At 46.1% G+C, this 20,791-nt stretch carries 16 protein-coding genes, 1 tRNA gene and 1 riboswitch; of the genes, 8 read left to right on the forward strand and 9 right to left on the reverse strand.

Annotated elements, in window-relative coordinates; genetic code table 11:
• Positions 1-184 precede the first annotated feature (184 nt).
• Positions 185-1,834 (reverse strand): glutamine--tRNA ligase/YqeY domain fusion protein, encoded by a 1,650-nt coding sequence (locus tag BMW59_RS19490; RefSeq protein ID WP_093055679.1) that lies wholly within the window; start codon positions 1,832-1,834, stop codon positions 185-187.
• Positions 1,835-2,159: 325 nt separating this feature from the next.
• Positions 2,160-2,244, forward strand: a riboswitch (cyclic di-GMP riboswitch).
• Positions 2,245-2,370: 126 nt separating this feature from the next.
• Here BMW59_RS19490 and BMW59_RS19495 point away from each other — a divergent pair.
• On the forward strand, positions 2,371-4,029 hold the full coding sequence (locus tag BMW59_RS19495; protein ID WP_093055681.1) for a pyridoxal phosphate-dependent decarboxylase family protein: 1,659 nt from the start codon (positions 2,371-2,373) through the stop codon (positions 4,027-4,029).
• Positions 4,023-5,708, forward strand: coding sequence for a methyl-accepting chemotaxis protein (locus BMW59_RS19500; RefSeq protein ID WP_093055683.1), 1,686 nt, complete (start codon positions 4,023-4,025; stop codon positions 5,706-5,708). Before BMW59_RS19495 ends, BMW59_RS19500 begins: the two co-directional genes overlap by 7 nt.
• A gap of 156 nt (positions 5,709-5,864) precedes the next feature.
• Here BMW59_RS19500 and BMW59_RS19505 read toward each other — a convergent pair whose 3' ends face one another.
• The 3 genes from BMW59_RS19505 to BMW59_RS19515 all read right to left on the reverse strand — a co-directional run bounded on the left by BMW59_RS19505 (position 5,865) and on the right by BMW59_RS19515 (position 10,307).
• Positions 5,865-7,058, reverse strand: a complete 1,194-nt coding sequence (locus BMW59_RS19505) for a class I SAM-dependent rRNA methyltransferase (RefSeq protein WP_093055686.1) — start codon at positions 7,056-7,058, stop codon at positions 5,865-5,867.
• A 68-nt stretch (positions 7,059-7,126) separates the two neighbouring features.
• Entirely contained in the window at positions 7,127-7,951 is an 825-nt protein-coding gene (gene fdhD / locus BMW59_RS19510) for a formate dehydrogenase accessory sulfurtransferase FdhD (RefSeq protein WP_093055688.1), read from the reverse strand.
• A 1-nt stretch (position 7,952) separates the two neighbouring features.
• On the reverse strand, positions 7,953-10,307 hold the full coding sequence (locus BMW59_RS19515) for an FdhF/YdeP family oxidoreductase (RefSeq protein ID WP_093055690.1): 2,355 nt from the start codon (positions 10,305-10,307) through the stop codon (positions 7,953-7,955).
• 466 nt (positions 10,308-10,773) lie between these two features.
• Between BMW59_RS19515 and BMW59_RS19520 the strand changes: the two genes are divergently transcribed.
• Together BMW59_RS19520 and queF are read left to right on the forward strand one after the other, a co-directional pair.
• Positions 10,774-11,430, forward strand: coding sequence for a queuosine precursor transporter (locus tag BMW59_RS19520; protein WP_218142002.1), 657 nt, complete (start codon positions 10,774-10,776; stop codon positions 11,428-11,430).
• On the forward strand, positions 11,420-11,914 hold the full coding sequence (queF, locus tag BMW59_RS19525) for a preQ(1) synthase (RefSeq protein ID WP_093055692.1): 495 nt from the start codon (positions 11,420-11,422) through the stop codon (positions 11,912-11,914). Before BMW59_RS19520 ends, queF begins: the two co-directional genes overlap by 11 nt.
• Positions 11,915-12,466: 552 nt before the next feature.
• Here the strand turns inward: queF and yidC are convergent.
• The 4 genes from yidC to BMW59_RS19545 form a co-directional block, all read right to left on the reverse strand.
• Complete coding sequence (gene yidC / locus BMW59_RS19530; protein WP_093055694.1) at positions 12,467-13,288, reverse strand: membrane protein insertase YidC; 822 nt, start codon at positions 13,286-13,288, stop codon at positions 12,467-12,469.
• Complete coding sequence (locus tag BMW59_RS19535; protein WP_093055697.1) at positions 13,234-13,596, reverse strand: hypothetical protein; 363 nt, start codon at positions 13,594-13,596, stop codon at positions 13,234-13,236. The genes yidC and BMW59_RS19535 overlap by 55 nt, the downstream gene beginning before the upstream one ends.
• Before the next feature lie 88 nt (positions 13,597-13,684).
• Entirely contained in the window at positions 13,685-14,677 is a 993-nt protein-coding gene (locus BMW59_RS19540) for a Gfo/Idh/MocA family protein (protein ID WP_093055699.1), read from the reverse strand.
• 31 nt (positions 14,678-14,708) lie between these two features.
• Positions 14,709-15,638, reverse strand: coding sequence for an acetamidase/formamidase family protein (locus tag BMW59_RS19545; RefSeq protein ID WP_093055701.1), 930 nt, complete (start codon positions 15,636-15,638; stop codon positions 14,709-14,711).
• Positions 15,639-15,860: 222 nt separating this feature from the next.
• Here BMW59_RS19545 and BMW59_RS19550 point away from each other — a divergent pair, with 222 nt between their 5' ends.
• From BMW59_RS19550 to thrB, 3 genes are read left to right on the forward strand one after another with little or no spacing between them, the layout of a single operon-like run.
• Positions 15,861-17,162 (forward strand): homoserine dehydrogenase, encoded by a 1,302-nt coding sequence (locus BMW59_RS19550; RefSeq protein ID WP_093055704.1) that lies wholly within the window; start codon positions 15,861-15,863, stop codon positions 17,160-17,162.
• Entirely contained in the window at positions 17,162-18,220 is a 1,059-nt protein-coding gene (thrC, locus tag BMW59_RS19555) for a threonine synthase (protein ID WP_177174447.1), read from the forward strand. Before BMW59_RS19550 ends, thrC begins: the two co-directional genes overlap by 1 nt.
• Positions 18,217-19,137: a homoserine kinase gene (gene thrB / locus BMW59_RS19560; RefSeq protein WP_093055708.1), complete on the forward strand. Its 921-nt coding sequence runs from the start codon at positions 18,217-18,219 to the stop codon at positions 19,135-19,137. The genes thrC and thrB overlap by 4 nt, the downstream gene beginning before the upstream one ends.
• Before the next feature lie 96 nt (positions 19,138-19,233).
• Here thrB and BMW59_RS19565 read toward each other — a convergent pair.
• A tRNA-Arg gene (locus BMW59_RS19565) sits at positions 19,234-19,309 on the reverse strand.
• Positions 19,310-19,453: 144 nt separating this feature from the next.
• On the opposite strand from BMW59_RS19565, the gene BMW59_RS19570 reads away from it, so the two are divergent.
• Positions 19,454-20,692 carry an NAD(P)/FAD-dependent oxidoreductase gene (locus tag BMW59_RS19570; protein ID WP_093055710.1) on the forward strand — a complete coding sequence of 413 codons (1,239 nt, stop codon included), beginning with the start codon at positions 19,454-19,456 and terminating at the stop codon, positions 20,690-20,692.
• The last annotated feature ends 99 nt before the right edge of the window (positions 20,693-20,791 follow it).

Consider the following 20,791-nt stretch of genomic DNA (forward strand, 5'->3'; position numbering starts at 1 on the left):
GGGAACAAGTATTGGTCTCTCCTCTACAATAGGAGCTTTTTTTGTGTTTGTAAACTTAAAATTACAATATATTCCATTCGTGCAAGGCTACTGGGTCAGACCCCCCAGCTATTTCCATATCCCCGCATTAAAAAAACCCGGCGGGACGCCTTCTTGACGTACCGCCGGGGCTCGGCCATTTCTCTTATAGCTTGAAGGAGCTTTTTAATTCAACAATGCGGTTGAATACAAGTTTATAGGCAGTTGTTTCTTTAGGGTCCACGTTAAAGTAGCCGTGGCGGAAAAATTGGTATTTGTCGTGCGCTTTTGCTTCTTCCATGTTCGGCTCAACGTACCCGTGAGCCACTTCCAGCGAATCAGGGTTCACGAAATCCAGGAAATCGTCTCCGCTTTTTTCATCGTCGATCAGAGAGTTATAAAGCCGGAATTCAGCTTCTTTCGCATGCGTTGCTTCTACCCAGTGAAGGGTCCCTTTAACTTTACGGCCAGTAAAGCCAGTGCCGCTCTTCGTCTCAGGATCATATGTGCAGTGAAGCTCCACTACGTTCCCTTCGTCGTCCTTTATCACTTCATTACACTTAATAAAATAAGCATGCTTAAGGCGTACTTCGTTGCCCGGGAACAGGCGGAAATATTTTTTAGGGGGGTTCTCCATAAAGTCGCTCTGTTCAATATAGATTTCACGGGAAAAAGGAATTTTCCGAGTGCCCATTTCCGGATTTTCAGGATTGATATCCGCATCGAGCCATTCCACTTCCCCTTCCGGATAGTTGGTAATGACGACTTTGAGCGGCCGGAGTACGGACATAGTGCGGGGAGAGGTCAGCTTTAAATCTTCCCGGACAAAGTGTTCAAGCATCCGGACATCGACTAAATTGTCAGCTTTAGAGACACCGATCTCCCGGCAGAATGTTTTAATTGATTCCGGAGTAAATCCGCGGCGGCGCAGGCCTGAAATCGTCGGCATTCTAGGGTCATCCCACCCGTCTACATAATTCTCATCTACGAGCTGCTTCAGCTTCCGCTTACTCATGACTGTATTCGTTAAATTTAAGCGGGCGAATTCAATTTGTTTTGGTTCAGCATCGATCTCACAATTTTCTACAACCCATTCATAAAGCGGACGCTGGTCCTCAAACTCAAGCGTGCAAATTGAATGGGTCACCCCTTCAATCGCATCTTCGAGCGGATGTGCAAAGGAGTACATAGGGTAAATACACCATTTCTCTCCTGTGTTGTGATGAGGAGTGTGGGAAATACGGTAGATGACAGGGTCTCTTAAATTAATATTCGGAGAGGCCATATCAATTTTCGCCCGAAGGACTTTTTCCCCGTTGGCAAATTCACCGTTTCTCATTTTTTCAAAAAGCTCAAGGTTTTCTTCTGCACTTCGGCTTCTTGATTTGCTTTCTTTACCAGGCTCTGTCAGTGTGCCCCGGTACTCGCGGATTTCTTCCTGAGAAAGGTCTTCGACATAAGCAAGTCCTTTTTTAATTAAAATCACGGCCTGGTTATACATCTCATCAAAGTAGTTGGATGCATAACGAAGTCCTTCCCATTCATAACCGAGCCACTCAATATCTTCTTTAATAGCGTCTACATACTCCTGGTCTTCTTTCAAAGGGTTAGTGTCATCAAAACGAAGATTAGTTTCACCGTTAAACTCATCAGCCAGTTCAAAGTTCAAAACAATTGATTTAGCGTGGCCGATATGCAGATAGCCGTTAGGCTCCGGCGGGAACCGGGTCACGATATGGTCGTACGTCCCTTCCGCTAAATCTTCCTTAACAATATGTTTAATAAAATTAGACGAATTGTTCGGGTTTTCACTCATATATAAGTCACCTTTCTGCCTGCAAATTTCTACTAATATTCGTTATATCATAAATAGGTACGGATATCTATCCATGCCGCCAGTTTTAAGAATATAAATGATAATTTATTTCCGGCCGGATTCCACTTAAAGAAACGGGTTCGCCAGATAATTTAGTCACCTGATCATTCTCCCCCCCTCCTCAAATAATTCCAAAAACCCAACAAACAACTAAATCCTGCATTAAAACCGTGACTTTTGTACTTATATTAAAGATGTAATATTTTAATACTAAAAAATATTGATTACTTTTGAACTACATGGTAAATTTTATTATGTTCAGTGTGTAACATATTGGCAAACCGGCTGAAAAGCAGGGACCCAAAGCTTCAGGTCTAATGCTTATAAAGCTAAAATTGCAAGCTGAAAAAGCAAACAAGTCACTCAGCTTTTCCAAGTTGTTTTTACAGCATTTCCAGTTTTACCGGCAGAAATGCTTTTATTTTTCAGAGGACTGGCATACCAGAGCCTCACATTAAGAAAGTAGGGAGATTCATATGAAAACGATAGAAGATGTACAAAAGCTTTTTCCGAGTGAAGATGGAAACGCCGGGGACCGGCACGCATTCGTTCAGATGCTTGCCGCTCTTGTAGAAAATATGGACAGCTTAAAGTCCCCCGATCAGGCGACCCTAAAAGGAGACAATTCCAGGCCCGGTAACTTTTACAGGAACCTGACCGGGACGTCTGTCGTTCCTCAAAAACCCGGCAGCGTCAATGACCTCATTGGCAGTTTAACGAAACTGATGGAAGGCCACCCTTATCATTCCCGTTATTTTCTTACTAATGTACTGCCCATGGCCAGCATTCCCGGCATTATCGGACAATTCACCGCTTCTCTTCTCAACGGAAACAATTTGTGGGACGTTTACGGACCTGCAGGGGCGGAAGCTGAAACAAAAGTGATAGCAATGATGTCCCGTATTGCCGGTTATGATCCCCTCTCGAGCTGGGGATATACGACATGGGGAGGCCAGGGGGCCGTATTTACAGGGCTTAGACTCGCCATTGCCAAACATTCGCCCAAAGCAATCGAAGAAGGCGTGCCAGGAAACCTTTATGTTTTTTCTTCAGAGCAGGCTCATTACAGTCTGTTAAAGTCCGCTGAAGCAACAGGCATAGGCAGGAACCGGGTCATTAAAATAAAGACAAAACATGATCATTCAATGGACGAAGCGGATCTGGAAACAAAGATGGAAGAAGTCATTGCTAACGGCGGTATTCCCGTTTATATCGTCGCTACTACAGGGACGACTGATAATTTTGGCATAGACAATATCGAAACAATTAAATCAGCTGCAGACAAGGTGATGCAACGCTTCTCTCTTCCCTCCCCGCATATTCATGCGGACTCAGCCCTTGGCGGCTTTTACGCTTTCTTTAACGACTATGATTTCTCAGAAAACCCGCTGAATGTCGAAAATGATACTGCAGACGGCCTCCAGCAAATAGCCTCCCGGATGAAGCATCTGCATTTAGCCGACAGCCTGTGCTTCGATTTTCAAAAGCTCGGACAGACTCCCTATGTAACCAGTCTGTTTCTCGTCAAAAATAAACAGGATCTGTCCCTGATAGATTTGGATGCGGCAGAATCTCCTTACGTAGGCGACCGGGGATACGGGGACTACCATACGAGTTACACGCTTGAATGCTCACGGATGGCGAGTTCCATCTCCATTTTAGCCGCCCTGGAATTATTCGGTAAAGAAGGATACCAAGTGCTTCTCGCTAACTATGTGAAAGTTAATTTAAGGTTCCGAAAGGCTTTAACAGACTCCTTCCCGGCCATATCTGTCACTAATCCCAATAACCCCGGTCCTGTCACCGCTTTTCGCCTGTACAGTCCGGAGCACAACTGGGAAAAGGAGCTGGCCGGGTGTATGACAAAAGAAGAAATTACGGCGACTAACCTGCGGAATGAAGCCCTATTCGAGTATTTCGGCCTGCACCGGTCACACATCTTCCTCGGGGACACTAAAAAATTCGATTTAGTTCCTTGCAGAGACAGCGTTGATCTGATACCTGTCTATGTGACCAAACTGTTTACCATTTCGCCTTACACTAAAACAGAACATATTCCTGCAATTATTGATTTTATCGCTCAGGCTGCAGAGGCAACCATTAATAAAAAATTCGAGGTGACCGTCCCATGTTAAAACGCACGCCATCACTGTTTAAAAAAATTCTTTTGGGTATTATGCTGCCCATGCTGACTTTTGCCCTGCTATTCAGTGGGATCATTTACTTTTTTTCCGGTTATTTGATTGATGAATACGTCATTCCCAGTTTTGAAGAAACACTGTCAGCCCATATGGACATGTTTACTGATGACGTTGACAGTGATTTGATTGCGGCCGCACACAGCGGAGATACCGCTGCGTTAACAGAGCTGCAGGCCCAGTTAAACGCCTATAAAGATTATACAGGGGTGGAGAACGCCTACATCCTGGGCCAGGAAGGCTCTGACGAATATATTATCTCTTTAAGTGATTACGAGGAAACGATGGAAAGTTATCCTTTTTCGCCCGAAATGCATGCAGCGATGGAAGGTACACCTTCCATGAGTGAGATTTATGAAGACGAGTTCGGCACATTTAAATCCTTTTTTATGCCAGTCAGCGGAACAGATGCGATTTATGGGATCGATGAAGACGCCTCTTTCATAAACCAGGCTTATACCATTATTCTGATTATATCTTTGCTGCTTGGTGCAGGTATGATTGCGGCATCAATGATCATTTCGTTATTTATTACACGAAAAATCAGTAAGCCAGTATCAGCTATGACAGTTCACGCTGAAAAAGTGGCTAAAGGTGATTTAAGTGTAGAAGATATTAAAACAGAATCTAAAGACGAACTTGGCCAGCTTGCCCACCACTTTAATCAGATGGTAGCTGACCTTCGTGAAATGATTCAGCAAGTCGACGATCAGGCCACCCAGGTCGCTTCCACCTCCGAAGAACTGTCAGCCAGCTCGGAAGAAACGAGCGTCTCTGTCAATCAGGTGACCGAAACTATTCAGATGATTGCTTCTTCATCCAATGACCAGCAAAGCCGGATGGAAGCTTTAAATGAAACGTCTCAGGCATTATCGGAAGAAATGAACGCGGTCACTTCAGAAGCGGTTTCCACAGCGGATATTAGCGAAAAAACTTCCCGGGCAGCGAAAGAAGGCGTGTCATCCATTGAAAAAGCGCTTAGCCAGATGACCCAGATAAATGATCATGTGAGCGAGTCGGCAGATGTCGTTACAAAGCTTCAGGAAGATTCACGGGCAATTGGGGAAATTGTTACTATCATTACGAGTATTGCCGACCAGACAAACCTGCTTGCTCTTAATGCATCCATTGAAGCGGCACGGGCAGGAGAAAATGGGAAAGGCTTCGCCGTTGTTGCTGACGAAGTCAGGAAACTTGCCGAAGAATCGGGCGATGCAGCCAACCAGATTAAACAGAAAATTGAACAAGTCCAGGAGCAGGCGGTCACTTCAGTGGAAGTTATGACGAAAGGTTATCAAGCTGTTAAGGAAGGATCATCAGCCGTTAATGAAGCCAGCCACTCATTTGCTCTGATTGAGCAGTCGGCTGAAGAATCATCGGTGAAAGTTCACGGCATTCAGGAGGCAATTAAGCGAATGGACGCGGCCCTCTCTGAGAATGTTGAGACCATTGCCGAATTGGCCGGATTAGCCAACAATGTGTCCGGTAATATTCAGAGCGTCTCAGCTACAAGTGAAGAACAGACAGCCATAATGCAGGAAATTGCCAGTGCTTCTGACTCCTTGTCAAAAATGGCTGAGCACCTTCAGAAATCCATTCAGCGTTTTGAGATGTAAAAGGTCCGCCGGCTGGGAGATAAAAAATAAAGGAATGGCCCTCGTGTGGGTCATTCCTTTTAAACCTTAACTAACTCAGCTGTTCTCCCGGTTTACTTTCATCTATGGCTCTTCGACAAGCCTCTGGGAGCCCTTGCCTTCGTTCACCTAAAGATATTATTTTTTAACTCTTTCAATAAACAGCACTTTTAAATAATTTCCTTCAGGATAAGCAGGGTGTACCCGGTAATCTTCCGGAAGCGAAAACGTACCGGTTATTTTATACTTCTCACCCATTTCCTTGAACGCTTTGTCGACGAAGCTCCTGAACTTCTTAGGGCTGACTCCTGCGTGGTTTGTAGACGCCACAATGACCCCGTTTTCTTCTGTGATTGCAATGGCTTCCTGCAGAAGATTGACATAGTCTTTTGCAGCACTGAAAGTGAATTTTTTCGACCTGGCGAAGCTGGGTGGATCCAGAATAACCATTCCGAACCGGTCCCCTCTCCTTTCAGCCCTTTTAAAATATTTAAACACATCTTCCACTATAATGTCATGAGCTTCGTAATCAAGGCCGTTCAGGCTGAACTGTTCGATTGTTTTAGGCAGACTCCGGTTAGCCAGGTCCACACTCGTTGTTTTTTGAGCTCCTCCCAGAGAAGCAAAAACAGAAAAAGCGCCCGTATAAGAGAAAGTATTAAGCACCGTCCGCCCTTCAGCGTATCGGTCCTGTATCGCTTTCCGGACGTCGCGCTGATCCATGAACACACCGACCATTGCTCCTTCATTCAGATAAACCGCTACATTGACGCCGTTCTCCTGAACGACCAGTGGAAATTCTCCCCGTTCCCCGGTGACAAAATCATCGTCTTCTACATATTTGCCATCAGTCGCGAATCGTTTTTTCTCATAAATTCCCCTGCAATCGGTGTGTTTCAGTAAGGCATCGACGACTTCGGATTTAAAGCGGTAAATGCCTTCGCTGTACCAGTTGATCAGGTAATAGCCGTCAAAATAATCGATGGTCAAACCGCCAATCCCGTCTCCTTCACCGTTAAACAGCCGGAAGGCCGTAGTGTGCGGGTCTTCAAAAAAGGAACGGCGCTGCCCGGCAGCTTTAATGATTTTCCTGTCGAACAGCTGCTGGCCAATCGTGTCGTTCTGACTGTTTGTAAGAATCCAGCCGACACCTTTATTTTGGCGGCCGTAATACCCTTTACCTATATACGTGCCTTTTTCATCCACCACATTCAGGCACTGGCCTTCTTCGGTCAGCACCTGAGGGTTGGCGATCGCTTCCTTCATCAGTAACGGATAGCCTGATTGATATTTGTTTGAAAATCCCATTTTTATTTTTACAGTCGTTTCCATCGTTCGAGCCTCCATTCATTCACGTCTATCATACAGAATTTTTACCGTAAATGGAATCGCGGAGCGGCTCAGCTGGTAATCCTCTCAGGGTGAGTATACACATTAAAGCGGCCATTTCGGATAAACCCGGCCGTCGTTATACCCAGGTCATCTGCCAATTCAATCGCGAGAGTGGTAGGTGCCGATTTTGATAAGACGATTCCCACGCCGATTTTGGACACTTTCAGTAAGACTTCGGATGACAGTCTGCCGCTGAAAACGATTAGTTTATTTTTCAGCGAAAGGCGATGCTTTAAACAATGCCCGTATATCTTATCTAGTCCGTTATGGCGGCCGATATCTGAACGGGTGAGCACCAGCTCTTCAGGTAAACAGAGGGCGACGTTGTGCAGCCCGCCTGTCTGCTGGAAATCCGTTGAGGCCGCCTGCATAGTTTCCATCAGATTAAAACATTGGGAAGCTGTTACGGTTGTACGGCTGACCACCGTCTTAGCTGTCTTCACATCATTCTGGAAATAGAACTGCCTGCTTTTGCCGCAGCAGGAGCCAATATACCTTTTGGATACAGCTTTCTCATTCAGCTGGTTCGTATGATAAAGCTGAACGTACACAAACCCCTTTTCCTCAATGACTGACAAGGATTTAATATCGTCCATCGTTCTGATCATACCTTCCGAGGCTAAAAAACCGACAGCCAGTTCTTCTACGTAAGAAGGCGTACAGAGAAGGGTCGCGAACTCTTCCCCATTGACTAGTATGGTCAGCGGAGATTCTGCGGCGATTACGTCCTCTTTTTCAGAGAACTGATTTTTCTCGTAGGAAATAATCGGCCGTTTTTTCATAATATTATGTGCTTCTTTGTTGTATTTGGACAATTCTTCGCGGCGTATCATATTATCCTATCTCCGTTTCCAATTCCTCGATGCGCTTCTCGACATATTTAGTATCTTTATGGGCATGGTACGTTTCTGCTTTTTCAACAACGACAGCCGTGTTGTACTCCGGGATACCGGCGTACTTCTCATAAACACCTTTAGGAATCAGGACGTTGCCTTCAGGCCAGTAAACCTGTATGTTTCCTCTTCGTGTATTCGCAAACCGGACCCTTCCGTGAAAGGTGCCGAACTGGTTATAAACCACCACAGCTTCTCCTTCTTTTAATGAAAGCTGATTCGCATCCTCTTTATGAAGGAGGACATCGTAGCGGTCTGCAGAATTATTCGGATCCGTCGCTGAGTATACCATCGAATTAAACTGCTTTCCTCGCCTCGTAGTTACATAAAAATGTCCTTCAGGTTTACGAAGTTCCGGCAGTTCGATGGGAAGTAAATTTCCTTTCCCGTCAGGTGTCGGGCACTCCCCATCTTCGCAAAGCCAGGCGCCGCCCCACTGGAATACATCTCCTTTTTCCTTCAAGTGCTGAATACCGTCATAAACTGAATGCGCTTCAGCAATTTCATTTCTTATAGTCTGGGCGTCAGGAAAATCTATGAGATGTGCCTGCTCCGGTTTCACCCTTTTAGCCACCTCTGTGTAAATTTCCCATTCCGGGCGCGCCTCTTCCATTCTCGGCCCTTTAATCTCTGGTGAAAAATAGACCATCCGTTCAGTCGAGGTAGATGTGCCACCACCAGGCTGTTCATAGCGGGTCATTGCCGGGAGCACGATTACTTCTTCTTTAGCGTCTACAAGAGTGGAAGTATTCAGGATGATATCCTGGTGAACCCTTAAATCAACACTTTCAAGGCACTTTTTAACGAAATCCGGGTCGGGCATCGTTTCAAGGAAGTTGCCTCCTGATGTGTAGAACGCCCGGAGCTTTCTGGGATGATTTTCAGGGAGGACGGCGTTTTCCAGTGAGACACCGACAATATCACCCTGCCAGTCTGGAATTTTAAAGCCCCAGGTCTTTTCAATCCTTTTCCTCGTTTTAGATGAGTCAAAATCTCCCCCTGGAAGGGAAAACGGGTCGGCTCCCATTTCACCTGACCCCTGGACGCCGGAGTGTCCGCGTATTGGCATAACCCCGCACTTTTCCCGGCCGATGAAGCCTTTAAGCATCGCAAGATTCGCTACCTGGGATATATTATCGGTTCCGAACCGGTGCTGGGTCAGTCCCATCGACCACACAAACACGCCGCTTTCTGATCCGGCAAGCAGTTCTGCAAACTCTCTCATTCTACTTTTGGTCAGTCCGGAGGACGTCTCAAGTGTCAGCCAGTCTTGCGCTTCTACGTGCTTTTTCAATTCAGAAAAACCATGAGTGTGCTCATTAATAAAATTCCGGTTAATCGCTGACCCCGGATGTTCCTTTTCCATTTCAAACCAGTGTTTCATGACGCCGTTCATAAACGCAATATCACCGCCAATATTTACCTGATATACATCGTCAGCAAGCTTCGTGCCGAACAGCGCGCTGTCAGGAACAGACGGGATCCAGTAGTTAGCCATCGAAGGCTCCCAATATGGGTTTATGACGATGATCTTTGTGCCTTTCCGCTTTGCCGCATACATATACTTTGTAGAAACAGGCTGATTGTTTGAGGCGACGGATCCCCAGAATACCAGTACATCCGTGCCAAGCCAGTCCTGATAGTTGCAGCTCGACGCCCCTATTCCCAGCGAACGCTTTAAAGCCGTCTTACTCGGCGAATGGCAAATTCGCGACGCATTATCTATATGGTTCGTACCAAGAAACCGTGCGACTTTTCCTGCGGCATAATACGATTCATTGGTAATACCTCTAGCAGTTAAAAAGAATGCCAGCTGTTTAGGGTCCACAGTCTTCAATTTTCCTGCAATTCTGTCGAGTGCCTCATCCCAGGAAATACGGGAAAACTTTGATTCCCCGGGTTTTCTGGAAAGAGGGTACGGAATCCGGCCCAGCTGCCTCAATTCTGAACTCGACCTTTTCCTGAGCTCAGAAATATCCTGATGCAATATGCTTTTATCGATGGCAGGCATCGTATTCAATCTGAGGACATTCAGCCTTGTCGTACATATATGCGGACCGGCAAGCGTCTGATCTTTCAGGCCAGCCACTCCGAGCGCGCACCCGTCACACACTCCCTGTGTCAAAATACGCGTGGCATACGGCAAATTATCTTTATTCTCCCAGACGACTTTCGCCGTATCCCGGATATGTTTCGGCTTTACTTTCCCCAGTCCGAATGGAACCATACTCACCCAGTGTTTCGGATCCGGCATTTTAGGAAGTTTCACCGGTCCCTGGTGCTTTGTCTTACCCATCACGCTCACCCTTTCTCTGTATCTAAGAAAACGCTTACAATTCATTTTATTAAAAGGCACTGTTAAAGAAGAGTGCTGGTGTACCATTTTACACTCACAATTTACATAAGAAGTCTCTTTGGTTATCAACCGGCTTCTTTAAAGGTTCTGCACCAATGGCTTTAACAGTTCTTCGGTAAAAGAGGCGGTCGGCTATTAGCGATATTACCACCATACCTATGGTGTTAATTATATCATCTTAAACTGGAAATTTCTTAAATTAATACTTTTACTTTATACACTAAACTATGCTAAAGTATAGGTTTGAGCGGAGTTCGCAACCATCCTCCGCTATAAAAAAGAAAACTAGGAGATGATGATATGAAAGGATTATTAAGTCTTGCAGCCCGCCAAACTGCAGGCTATTTATGGTTGAACCTTAGAATACATTTTGCGGCGCGCGCGTATTGGAACCGGGGTGCCTGCGTTGAATAAGCAAGATAAACTGCTCCTTCTTACCGGAATATTTTTCACAGCCCTGTTTGTCTCAAACGTCATTTCGGTGAAGCTGTTTGCTCTCGGCAGTATCGTCATAACGGCCGGTATCCTGACTTATCCGCTCACGTTCCTGATTACTGACTCCATTTCAGAAGTCTATGGAAAGCGTACGGCTAAAAAAGTTGTTTTAATCGGGTTATTTACGAATTTACTGATGCTCGTATTTTTCTTTGGAGCCATCAATCTGCCGGCTGCGGGCTTCTGGGATATGCAGGCTGAATTTGAGATGATATTAGGCGCTGTCCCGCGCATGGTTGCTGCGTCTCTTATAGCCTACTTTATTTCACAGCTGTTTGACGTCCATCTGTTTCATAAACTGAAACAGCTCACGAACGGCCGGCATTTATGGCTGCGGAACAACGGAAGTACGTTGAGCAGCCAGCTCCTCGACTCGGTTATCTTTATAACCATCGCTTTTGCCGGAACCATGCCTGTTGGTGCTTTACTCACAATGATTGTCACCCAGTATTTTGTTAAGCTTGTCATCGCCATAGGCGATACACCTTTAATCTATTTAACTGTGAAATGGCTGAAAAAAGACGATAATGAAGCCGTTCAAAAGGAGGAAGTATCTTATGTCTCATAAGCATAGCCGCGAGGAAGAAGTTCACTTATTAGGAAACACTAATGTTGAATATAAAATGGATTATGACCCGTCAATTCTGGAAGCCTTTGAAAACAGGCACCCTCACAGGGATTACTTCGTCAAGTTTAACTGCCCTGAATTTACAAGCCTGTGCCCAAAAACCGGCCAGCCGGATTTTGCTACTATTTATATCAGCTATATTCCTGACAAAAAAATGGTCGAAAGCAAGTCGCTGAAACTGTATTTATTCAGCTTCAGAAACCATGGGGATTTCCATGAAGACTGCATGAACACCATCCTGGATGACCTTGTCAAATTAATGGACCCACGATATATTGAAGTTTGGGGCAAATTCACCCCGCGGGGCGGCATCTCAATAGATCCGTATGTGAATTACGGAAAGCCCGGCACAAAATGGGAAAACTTCGCTGAAAATCGTCTTTTACAGCACGATTTATACCCTGAAAACATAAATCACAGATAATTTACCGTTTTAGGGTTTATAGGGGGGCTGAAAAGATTGCAGCGGTGAGCCGGGGCAAGCCGACTGCCAGCTGAACCGAGGGGCTTGCCGGCCGCTAGCAGGTTGATCCGCCGCTGGGCCAGGATTACCCTGGCGAATTAGTTGAAAATATAAGTAAGTTTAGTCCTCTCTTCCGTTGGTTGAGAGGACTTTTTAGTTTGGGGAGAAAATAGTGCGCGCAGTATCAGCCAGGTAGCACCCACGTATCACCCACCCCAACGCTGCTCTTCCTTACGCCTTTTTCCTCGCTTTTTCTCACTGAGCCGTTTGTATCACCCACTTAACTGTTACTCGCGTATCACCCACCCCAACGCTGCTCCTCCCTACGCCTTTTTTCTCGCGTTTTCTCCCTGGACCGTTTGCCGCACCCACCTGCCTGTTACTCGCGTATCACCCAAGTCACCCACCCCACACCCGCTCGTTCCCTCTGCCCCTGTGAAAGCCCCGCATACCACCGCTCATAAATAAAAAACACCTGCAAAAGCTGAAAAGCTTTGCAGGTGCGGGTAATTGTTATTTAGGTTCTACGGCCGTTTTGAAGGCTGGCTGTTTTTCCCGGTATATCCATTTGAATAAGACGGTTTGGAAAATAAGGAACAATCCCCCAACCGACCAGTACAAAGGAAGAGCTGCAGCGACATTAAAGGAGAAGACCCCCATAATCGCCGGGGTAACATAGCCGAGCATTGCAAGCTGCTTTTGCTGGGCCGAGTCGATTCCAATTTGCGATACTTTAAACTGCACGAAGTAAACAGCAGCCGCCACAAACGGCAGGATCATATCGGTAGCACCTAAGTTAAACCAGAGAAAATTATGCTGGGCAATTTCAGGTGTCCGCATGATCGCATAGTAGAATCCAATCAGGATCGGAAACTGGATCAGCATTGGAAGACAGCCCATAGACGTCAGCGGGTTGAAATTATGCTTTTCATACAGAGCCATCATTTCCTTTTGCATTTTCTGTTTATCTTCGGCTGAATTTTTATCCTTGAATTTTGCCTTAATTTCGTCCATTTCCGGCTGGATGACGGCCATCTTTTCCCTCATGAAAAGCTGGTTTTTATGCTGCTTCATCATCAGCGGCATAAGGGCAAGTCTCAACAGGAAGGTCATGAAAATAATGGACAGTCCGTAATTGCCGTTAAAAATGCCAGCGAGAAACTTGATGGCAAAGGAAAACGGGTAAATCACATAGTGATTAAAGACCCCGGCTGTTTCAGCATCTATCGGTTCCATATTTGCCTGGCAGCCGCTTAATGTTAAAAGTAAAAGAACGCCGATTAAAACAATCGGACTATATTTTTTAAGTCTGGTGAATACAGAGTTTTTTTCCATGTATATCCTCCTCGATGTGTTTGTAGCTTATCAATCGAGAAGGAAAGGTAGTCTCCATCGTCTTCCGGCCCCTCTTTCCGCCCCATCATTCGGGTTAGCCAGGACAGGCGGTCGACCCTGAGGTCCAAGAGCATATTTGACGGAGCAAGGCGGCTGTGCCACGAGTGCAGCTGCTTCTGGGTCAGTGACCGGTTGGCAGCCGCTGATTCATGAGACATAAACTGAATCAGGTGTGCGCCTGCAAAGGTCATATATAAACTTATTGTTAATAAAACCGGGACGAGATCCTGGGAAAATTCGAACATCATCTGTATTCACCTCCTTTTCGTACGTACCAAATAAGGTTATTATCGTTGATTCAACTTGAAAAGTCAAAGTCGGTTTAGTGACAATCGTTTAGAGACGTGAGTCATCAGCAGGAAAGCGTACCTTTAACTGGTCTCTTGCTGATGTCATTACCTCTGATGTAAGCTTTGAAGTGTCAAGCGAGTTAACTGCGTCCGCACCGGGAAGTCTGTGAATTTTATTATGGAATACTTCGATTTCATAAACCATGTCCGGCTTGTCCTGCAGCACTCGTACATTCTCCTCTGACCCGTCCAGGTATTGAATCTTAAGAGAGCTTAACTTTTGGATATGGTTAATAACGATCGTTCCTTTTTCACCTTGAATCTCTGAAGGAAGAGATGAATTGGTGATTTTCGAGTACATAGCTACAGCTTCCATTTCAGGATAAGCCAGAATCACTGTCCCTTCCCCATCCACTCCTGAACTCAGTTTAATCCCCGAAGCTCTAACCTTGTCCGGCTTTCCGAACAAGTCAACAATTGGATAAAGGCAGTAGAGGCCAATATCCATTAATGCGCCGTTTGAAAATTGCGGGTTAAATGCGTTCAATACAGTTCCTTCTTTAAAAGCGTCGTAGCGTGACGAATACTGACAGTAGCTTGTAACCATCCTGCGGACCGGCGCCACTTTCCTGACAGCTTGTTTCAGATTCTGAAAATTAGGCAAAGCCGTACTTTTTACAGCTTCCATTAATATAACCCCATTCTCTTCTGCCGCACGGACCATCTGTTCCACTTCCTTATGGTGGGAAGCCATTGGCTTTTCGCATAACACGTGTTTTCCGTGCGCCATAAACAGGATCGCCTGTTCAGCATGAAGCGATGTGGGACTGGCAATATACACAGCATCAATTAACGGGCTTTTTGCCATCTCTTCTATTGTGGTGAAAACCTCTGCCCCGCCGTATTTATCCGCGAACGTTTCAGCCCGTTCTTTCGTCCGGGAATAAACAGCGGCCAGCTGAAAGCTTTCTAAAGTTTTACCGGCTTCAATAAACCATTCTGTAATAAAGTTTGTTCCTATTATTCCATACCTGACCATACTGGTCTCCTTCCTTATGTTATGTGGACAACTATTTAAATATGTTTAACGGCAGATAAGCTGAGACTAAATAATGAGGCACGTCCACCACTTCGCTCAGTTTTAAATCCACAGCGACACTGCATAACGCATAGGCTTCCACATCACTCAGGCCGTACTTCATGACGAGGTGTTCAATCATATATGTGACAGCTTTTTTTGTGGCCGTCATTAAATCTTCTCCGTAGCCGGTCGTGGCGAAATACCCTTTTGATTCCGGCCCCGGGTTTAAAGGACCAGGCGTTTCAAATTGCGGTTCACTTATTTGCTTTCCTTTATGGAGTTTAAAGCGGAGCTGAATATCCATTGGAGCTTCAATGGCTGTGCCGCACACTTCCCCGTCGCCCTGGGCGGCATGTGTATCGCCTACTGAAAAAAGGGCTCCTTCTGTCCAGACGGGCAAATACAGCTTTGTTCCTCTCGTTAAATGCCGGATATCCATGTTGCCTCCATTTTTCCTTGGCGGTACCACGCTGTAAGCCCCCTTTTCAGGCAGGGCTACGCCAATCGTGCCTGGAAACGGAGCAATCGGAATCTCTATTCCGGAAAGAAATTCTGCTTTTCCTTTTTTTAAGTCCCAGATTTTTAAATAAGGATCCTGAAACTGTTCGTGGAGAAGGCCAAATCCCGGTATGACCGCTGTCCACCCCCAGCTTTGCGGGCCAAATCCTTCGATTTCCACTTCCAGCGTATCCCCCGGCTGTGCGCCATTAACGTAAACGGGGCCATTTACAGGGTTTACGCGCTCGAAGTCGAGCCCTGCCACATCTTCTTTTACAGACTTTGAGTTAAGCTGTCCCGCGGAACTGTCTGTCACTTCAAAATTCAGGCTTTTACCCGGTTCCACAGAGTAAACGGGCTCAATAGAGTTGTCCCATGTAAAATGGTGGCAATGACGGTGAATCGTATGATTATGACTCATCACTTATCCGCTCCTTTATTTCGAAAATAGAAATAATTTCTATTTAATAATATCACAGGAATTCAGATATTCCAGAATGAAAGCGCAAACACGTTCAATTATGAACTTTTTAATGATTTTTTAGATTAAAACTGTTGTATTAGCTCCAAAACCTCTCTATAATGTCCTGTATACAAATACAAATGTACTTTAAAAGAAGACGTTTTCAAGGGGGAGTGTCATATGAGAAAAGAAATGAATGTAGGCTTACTTGGTTTTGGGACAGTCGGGACGGGTGTCCTGCAAATTATCCAGGACCATCAGGATAAATTAGCGCATCAGCTTGGCTGTGCGGTTAATGTAAAAAAAATTCTCGTCAGTAATTTAGAAAAGAAACGGGACGTTAATGTGGAATCCGGCCAGCTGACAGTGGATCCTCAGGAAATCCTTGACGATCCGGACATCGACGTGGTGGTCGAAGTTATGGGCGGAATTGATGATGCTAAAAGCTATATCAGACATGCTCTGGAAAACCGGAAACATGTGGTTACAGCCAACAAAGACCTTATGGCAGTCCACGGAAGCGAACTTCTTGAATTAGCTGATAAACAAGACTGTGATTTATTTTATGAAGCGAGTGTGGCTGGTGGTATCCCTATCCTCCGTACGCTTGTTGAAGGGCTTGCTTCCGACCGGATTACAAAAATGATGGGAATTGTGAATGGCACAACAAATTACATTTTGACAAAAATGTCAAAAGAAGGACGCGTCTATAACGAAGTGCTTAAAGAAGCTCAGGCGCTTGGCTACGCTGAAGCAGACCCGACTGCAGATGTAGAAGGCCTGGATGCGGCCCGTAAAATATCTATTCTCGGAACGCTTGGCTTCTCTATGAACCTTAATCTTGATGATGTAGATGTAAAGGGAATAACTGATGTTACGAGCGAAGACTTGTCTTACGGCGATCAGCTGGGCTACACAATGAAGCTTGTCGGCATAGCGAACCGCTGTGAGGACAAAGTGGAAGTAAGTGTCCAGCCGGCACTTGTTCCTCATGATCACCCGTTAGCAGGCGTTGATGATGAATACAATGCTGTCTATGTTTACGGTGAAGCCGTTGGCGAGACAATGTTCTACGGCGCCGGAGCAGGACAGCTGCCAACAGCTACAGCAGTAGTGTCCGACCTTGTTGAAGTTTTAAAGAATAAACGGCTCGGCGTGAACGGAAACAGCGTCGTTATTCCCCAGTTCGATAAAAAACTGAAAAAAGACGAAGAGATTTTTTCAAAATACTTCCTGCGTATTCACGCGAAGGATGTGCCCGGCACCTTCTCAGCTCTCACTTCACTGTTTGATGAATATGGTGTGAGCCTGGAAAAGATCCTGCAAGTTCCTCTTAACGACGGGAAACTGGCGGAAATTATTCTAGTCACTCATGGGGTGTCAAAGAAGAACTACGAAACTGTGCTTGAAAAACTAAACGACACGGATGTCGTGGTAGAAGTTAAAAGCAGCTACCGTGTGGAAGGGGAAATTAAAAAATGATGTGGCGTGGACTATTAGAAGAATATAAATCATATTTACCTGTTAATGAAAAAACACCTATGCTGTCACTGCAGGAAGGGAATACACCCCTTTTGCCGCTTAAAAACCTCTCGGAAAAACTGGATATTGACCTGCACGTGAAATACGACGGTGCTAATCCGACCGGTTCATTCAAAGACCGCGGCATGGTTATGGCAGTGGCAAAAGCCAAGGAAGCCGGCAGTGAGGCGATTATGTGCGCTTCTACAGGCAATACTTCCGCTGCTGCAGCCGCCTATGCAGCGCAGGCAAATATGCGCTGTCTCATAGTTATCCCCGAAGGTAAAATTGCCATGGGCAAACTCGCCCAGGCAGTTGTTTACGGGGCCGAGATCTTCAGCATTGAAGGTAATTTCGATAACGCTCTGCAGATGGTGCGCAGTCTTGCAGAGCAATCACCCATTACACTCGTAAACTCGGTAAACCCCTACCGGATAGAGGGCCAGAAAACAGCAGCTTTTGAAATTTGCGATGCACTCGGTGCAGCGCCTGATGTGCTGTCCATTCCCGTCGGAAACGCAGGGAACATCACAGCTTACTGGAAAGGATTCTCCGAATATCACGCTGAGAAAGGGACCGGCCTCCCTCAAATGCGGGGCTTTGAAGCTGAAGGCGCCGCAGCTATCGTGAAAAATAAGGTGATTGACTCCCCTGAAACAGTCGCTACCGCTATCAGAATCGGCAACCCGGCAAGCTGGGATAAAGCCGTGAAGGCCGCTGAAGAATCTGCCGGAAAAATTGATTATGTCACAGATGAAGAAATTGTTGATGCTTATAAGCTTTTAGCCCGTGAAGAAGGTGTATTTGCTGAACCGGCCTCAGCCGCTTCGATCGCAGGCTTAAGGAAGCAGCTGGCCACAGGTGAAATCAAAAAAGGCTCACGTGTCGTGGCTGTCTTAACGGGTAACGGACTGAAAGATCCAAATACGGCGATTGATACTGCTCCAGTCAAGCCTGTGGCACTTCCGAACGAGGAGTCTGTGGTTATCGACCATATGTTAGGGCGTGTGAAGCAATGAGTAACTCACCTTTCACGATCCGTGTGCCGGCCAGTACGGCCAATTTAGGTCCCGGATTTGATTCTGTTGGCATGGCACTGAACAGGTATTTAATGTTGACAGTGGAACCGGGAGACACATGGCGTTTTGAAGCCCAATCAGATAATCTTGAAGGAATTCCTGCTGGTAAGGATAATTTAATTTTTAAAATAGCTGACTGGATCGCGGACGAATACGGGGAAGATCTTCCTTCGGCCCATGTGAAAATGGACAGTGACATCCCTCTCTCCCGTGGCTTTGGCAGCAGCGCCACCGCTATTGTGGCTGGAATCGAGCTGGCCAATCAGCTGCTCGGGCTGGAGTTGCCGGCTGATGAAAAAGCACGCTGGGCCAGCCAATATGAAGGCCACCCGGATAATGTCGCACCGTCTGTTTACGGCGGCCTGATTATCGGGAGCCACCGTGACGAAGAGACAGATATTGTTCTGGCAGGCACACCGGATATCGATCTGGTCGCAGTTATTCCGGACTATGAGCTGAGCACAAAAGAATCCCGCGATACGCTTCCAAAAGAGTTCTCTTACCGGGATGCGGTGGAAGCCAGCAGTATCAGCAACGTTCTCGTAGCAGCCATTCTGCAGGGGAACTGGGAGCTGGCAGGAAAGATGATGACAAAAGATCTGTTCCATCTTCCTTTCAGGATGCCGCATATCCCTGAATGGCAGAAAGCGGCAGAACTAACCGGAGAGCTCCCTGTCTATGGAGCTACTCTAAGCGGTGCCGGTCCGATCGTCCTGTTTTTTGTACCGCGCGGATACGGCAAAGAAGTGAGGCTGCAGCTCAGAGGGCATTTCCCTTCACACTCGGTAGAGCTGCTTGAAGTCGACCGGGACGGTGTCGTTGTCTCTGCCCACGCTGTCTCTTCAAACCAGCTGTAAGCTGCGGCAGACAGAAGAGCACCATTCATAACGCATTTAATAAGAAAACCTCGATCAGCAGTGTGCTGTCGAGGTTTTTATTATGTATTTAAATGATGGCGGCCCCGGCAGGAATCGAACCTGCGACGCAAGGTTTAGGAAACCTACGCTCTATCCACTGAGCTACGGAGCCGGATGACTTTATGTAAAAGGTCCACCCAATATTATATAATAAATCCTCCAAATTAGAAAGGAAAACTTTTATTCCAAAAAATGGGGGGACAGTCCCCCCATTTTTTTACACATACTAAACTGAGACGAAAGGAGTGAGTTGTTTATGAATCTTCAGTCGGGAACGTATTACTGGCCTGAAACTATGCCGGACGCGCCGTCCTACTCTGAATTGGGTGAGGATTTAAATTGCGATGTGCTGGTTATTGGAGGCGGTTCTTCGGGGGCTCAGTGCGCGTATTATCTCGCTGATAAACGCCTGGATGTTGTTGTGGTTGAGAAAAACAGAATCGGCCACGGGAGTACGGCGGCTAATACTGCCTTAATCCAGTATGCGGGAGAAAGACTGTTCGGGGATTTAATTAATGCATTTGATACAGACTATATTGCCCGCCATCTTCAGCTTTGCCGCGATGCTATAAACGAGATCGAAGAGGCGCAGACTATGTGCCCCGCCCCTTTCGATTTTAAACGGCGTAACAGCCTCTACCTTGCAAGTGCCGAAAAGGATACCCCAAGGTTAAAGAAGGAAGCAGACCTGCTGAAGAAACACGGTTTTCCGCTCGATTTCTGGCTTAAAAAAGACATATCAGACAAATACCCTTTTTCTAGGGATTCGGCCATTTATTCATACGGAGACGGGGAACTTAACCCGTTTAAGTTTACCCACAGCCTGTTTCAATATGCCTTCCGGAAAGGCACCGCCATTTTTGAAAAAACAGAAGTAAACGGGATGGAACATAAAGCTGACAAAGTGACTGTCAGGACTAAAAACGGGTACTTTATTCATGCAAAAAAGGTGATTATTTCCTCAGGGTATGAAGGCACTGATATTAAAAAAGAAAAGAACACGGCCTTCGTCAGTACTTACACTGTCACTACAAAGCCCATCGCAGACTTTTCAGGGTGGCATGAACGGTCCCTCATCTGGGAAACAGCCCGTCCATATACGTTTATCAGGACAACCGCCGATAACCGGGTAATTATCGGAGGTCTGGACGAAACAACCAATTATCCTGAGGTACGGGACAGTAAACTTATTAATAAGCGGGATCTTCTTATTGAAGAATTTAACAGGTACTTCCCTTCAATTCATGTGGAGCCGGATTATTACTCGGCAGCTTTTTACGGAGGAACCCATGACGGTCTTCCAATTATTGGCGAGTACCCTGAATTCCCCCATACCTTCTTCCTCTTTGGATTCGGAGATAACGGTACGGTTTACAGCATGATTCTCGCAAAACTGATTACGGAAAAAATAATTTCTGGAAAATCAGCAGATGCCCAGCTTTACGCCCAGGACCGGCCGATGAGAAAAAAGCCTGCCGGCGCACCTTCTTCTTAATTAGATGTGTACGACGAGGTCCGCTTAAAACATTTTGCCCCCGGATGCCAGACACAGCTTCCGGGGGCTTTTATCCTGACGATTGGCCTGAGTCTCCAT

Source organism: Salipaludibacillus aurantiacus, assembly GCF_900111295.1.
GTDB classification, from domain to species: Bacteria; Bacillota; Bacilli; order Bacillales; family Salisediminibacteriaceae; genus Salipaludibacillus; species Salipaludibacillus aurantiacus.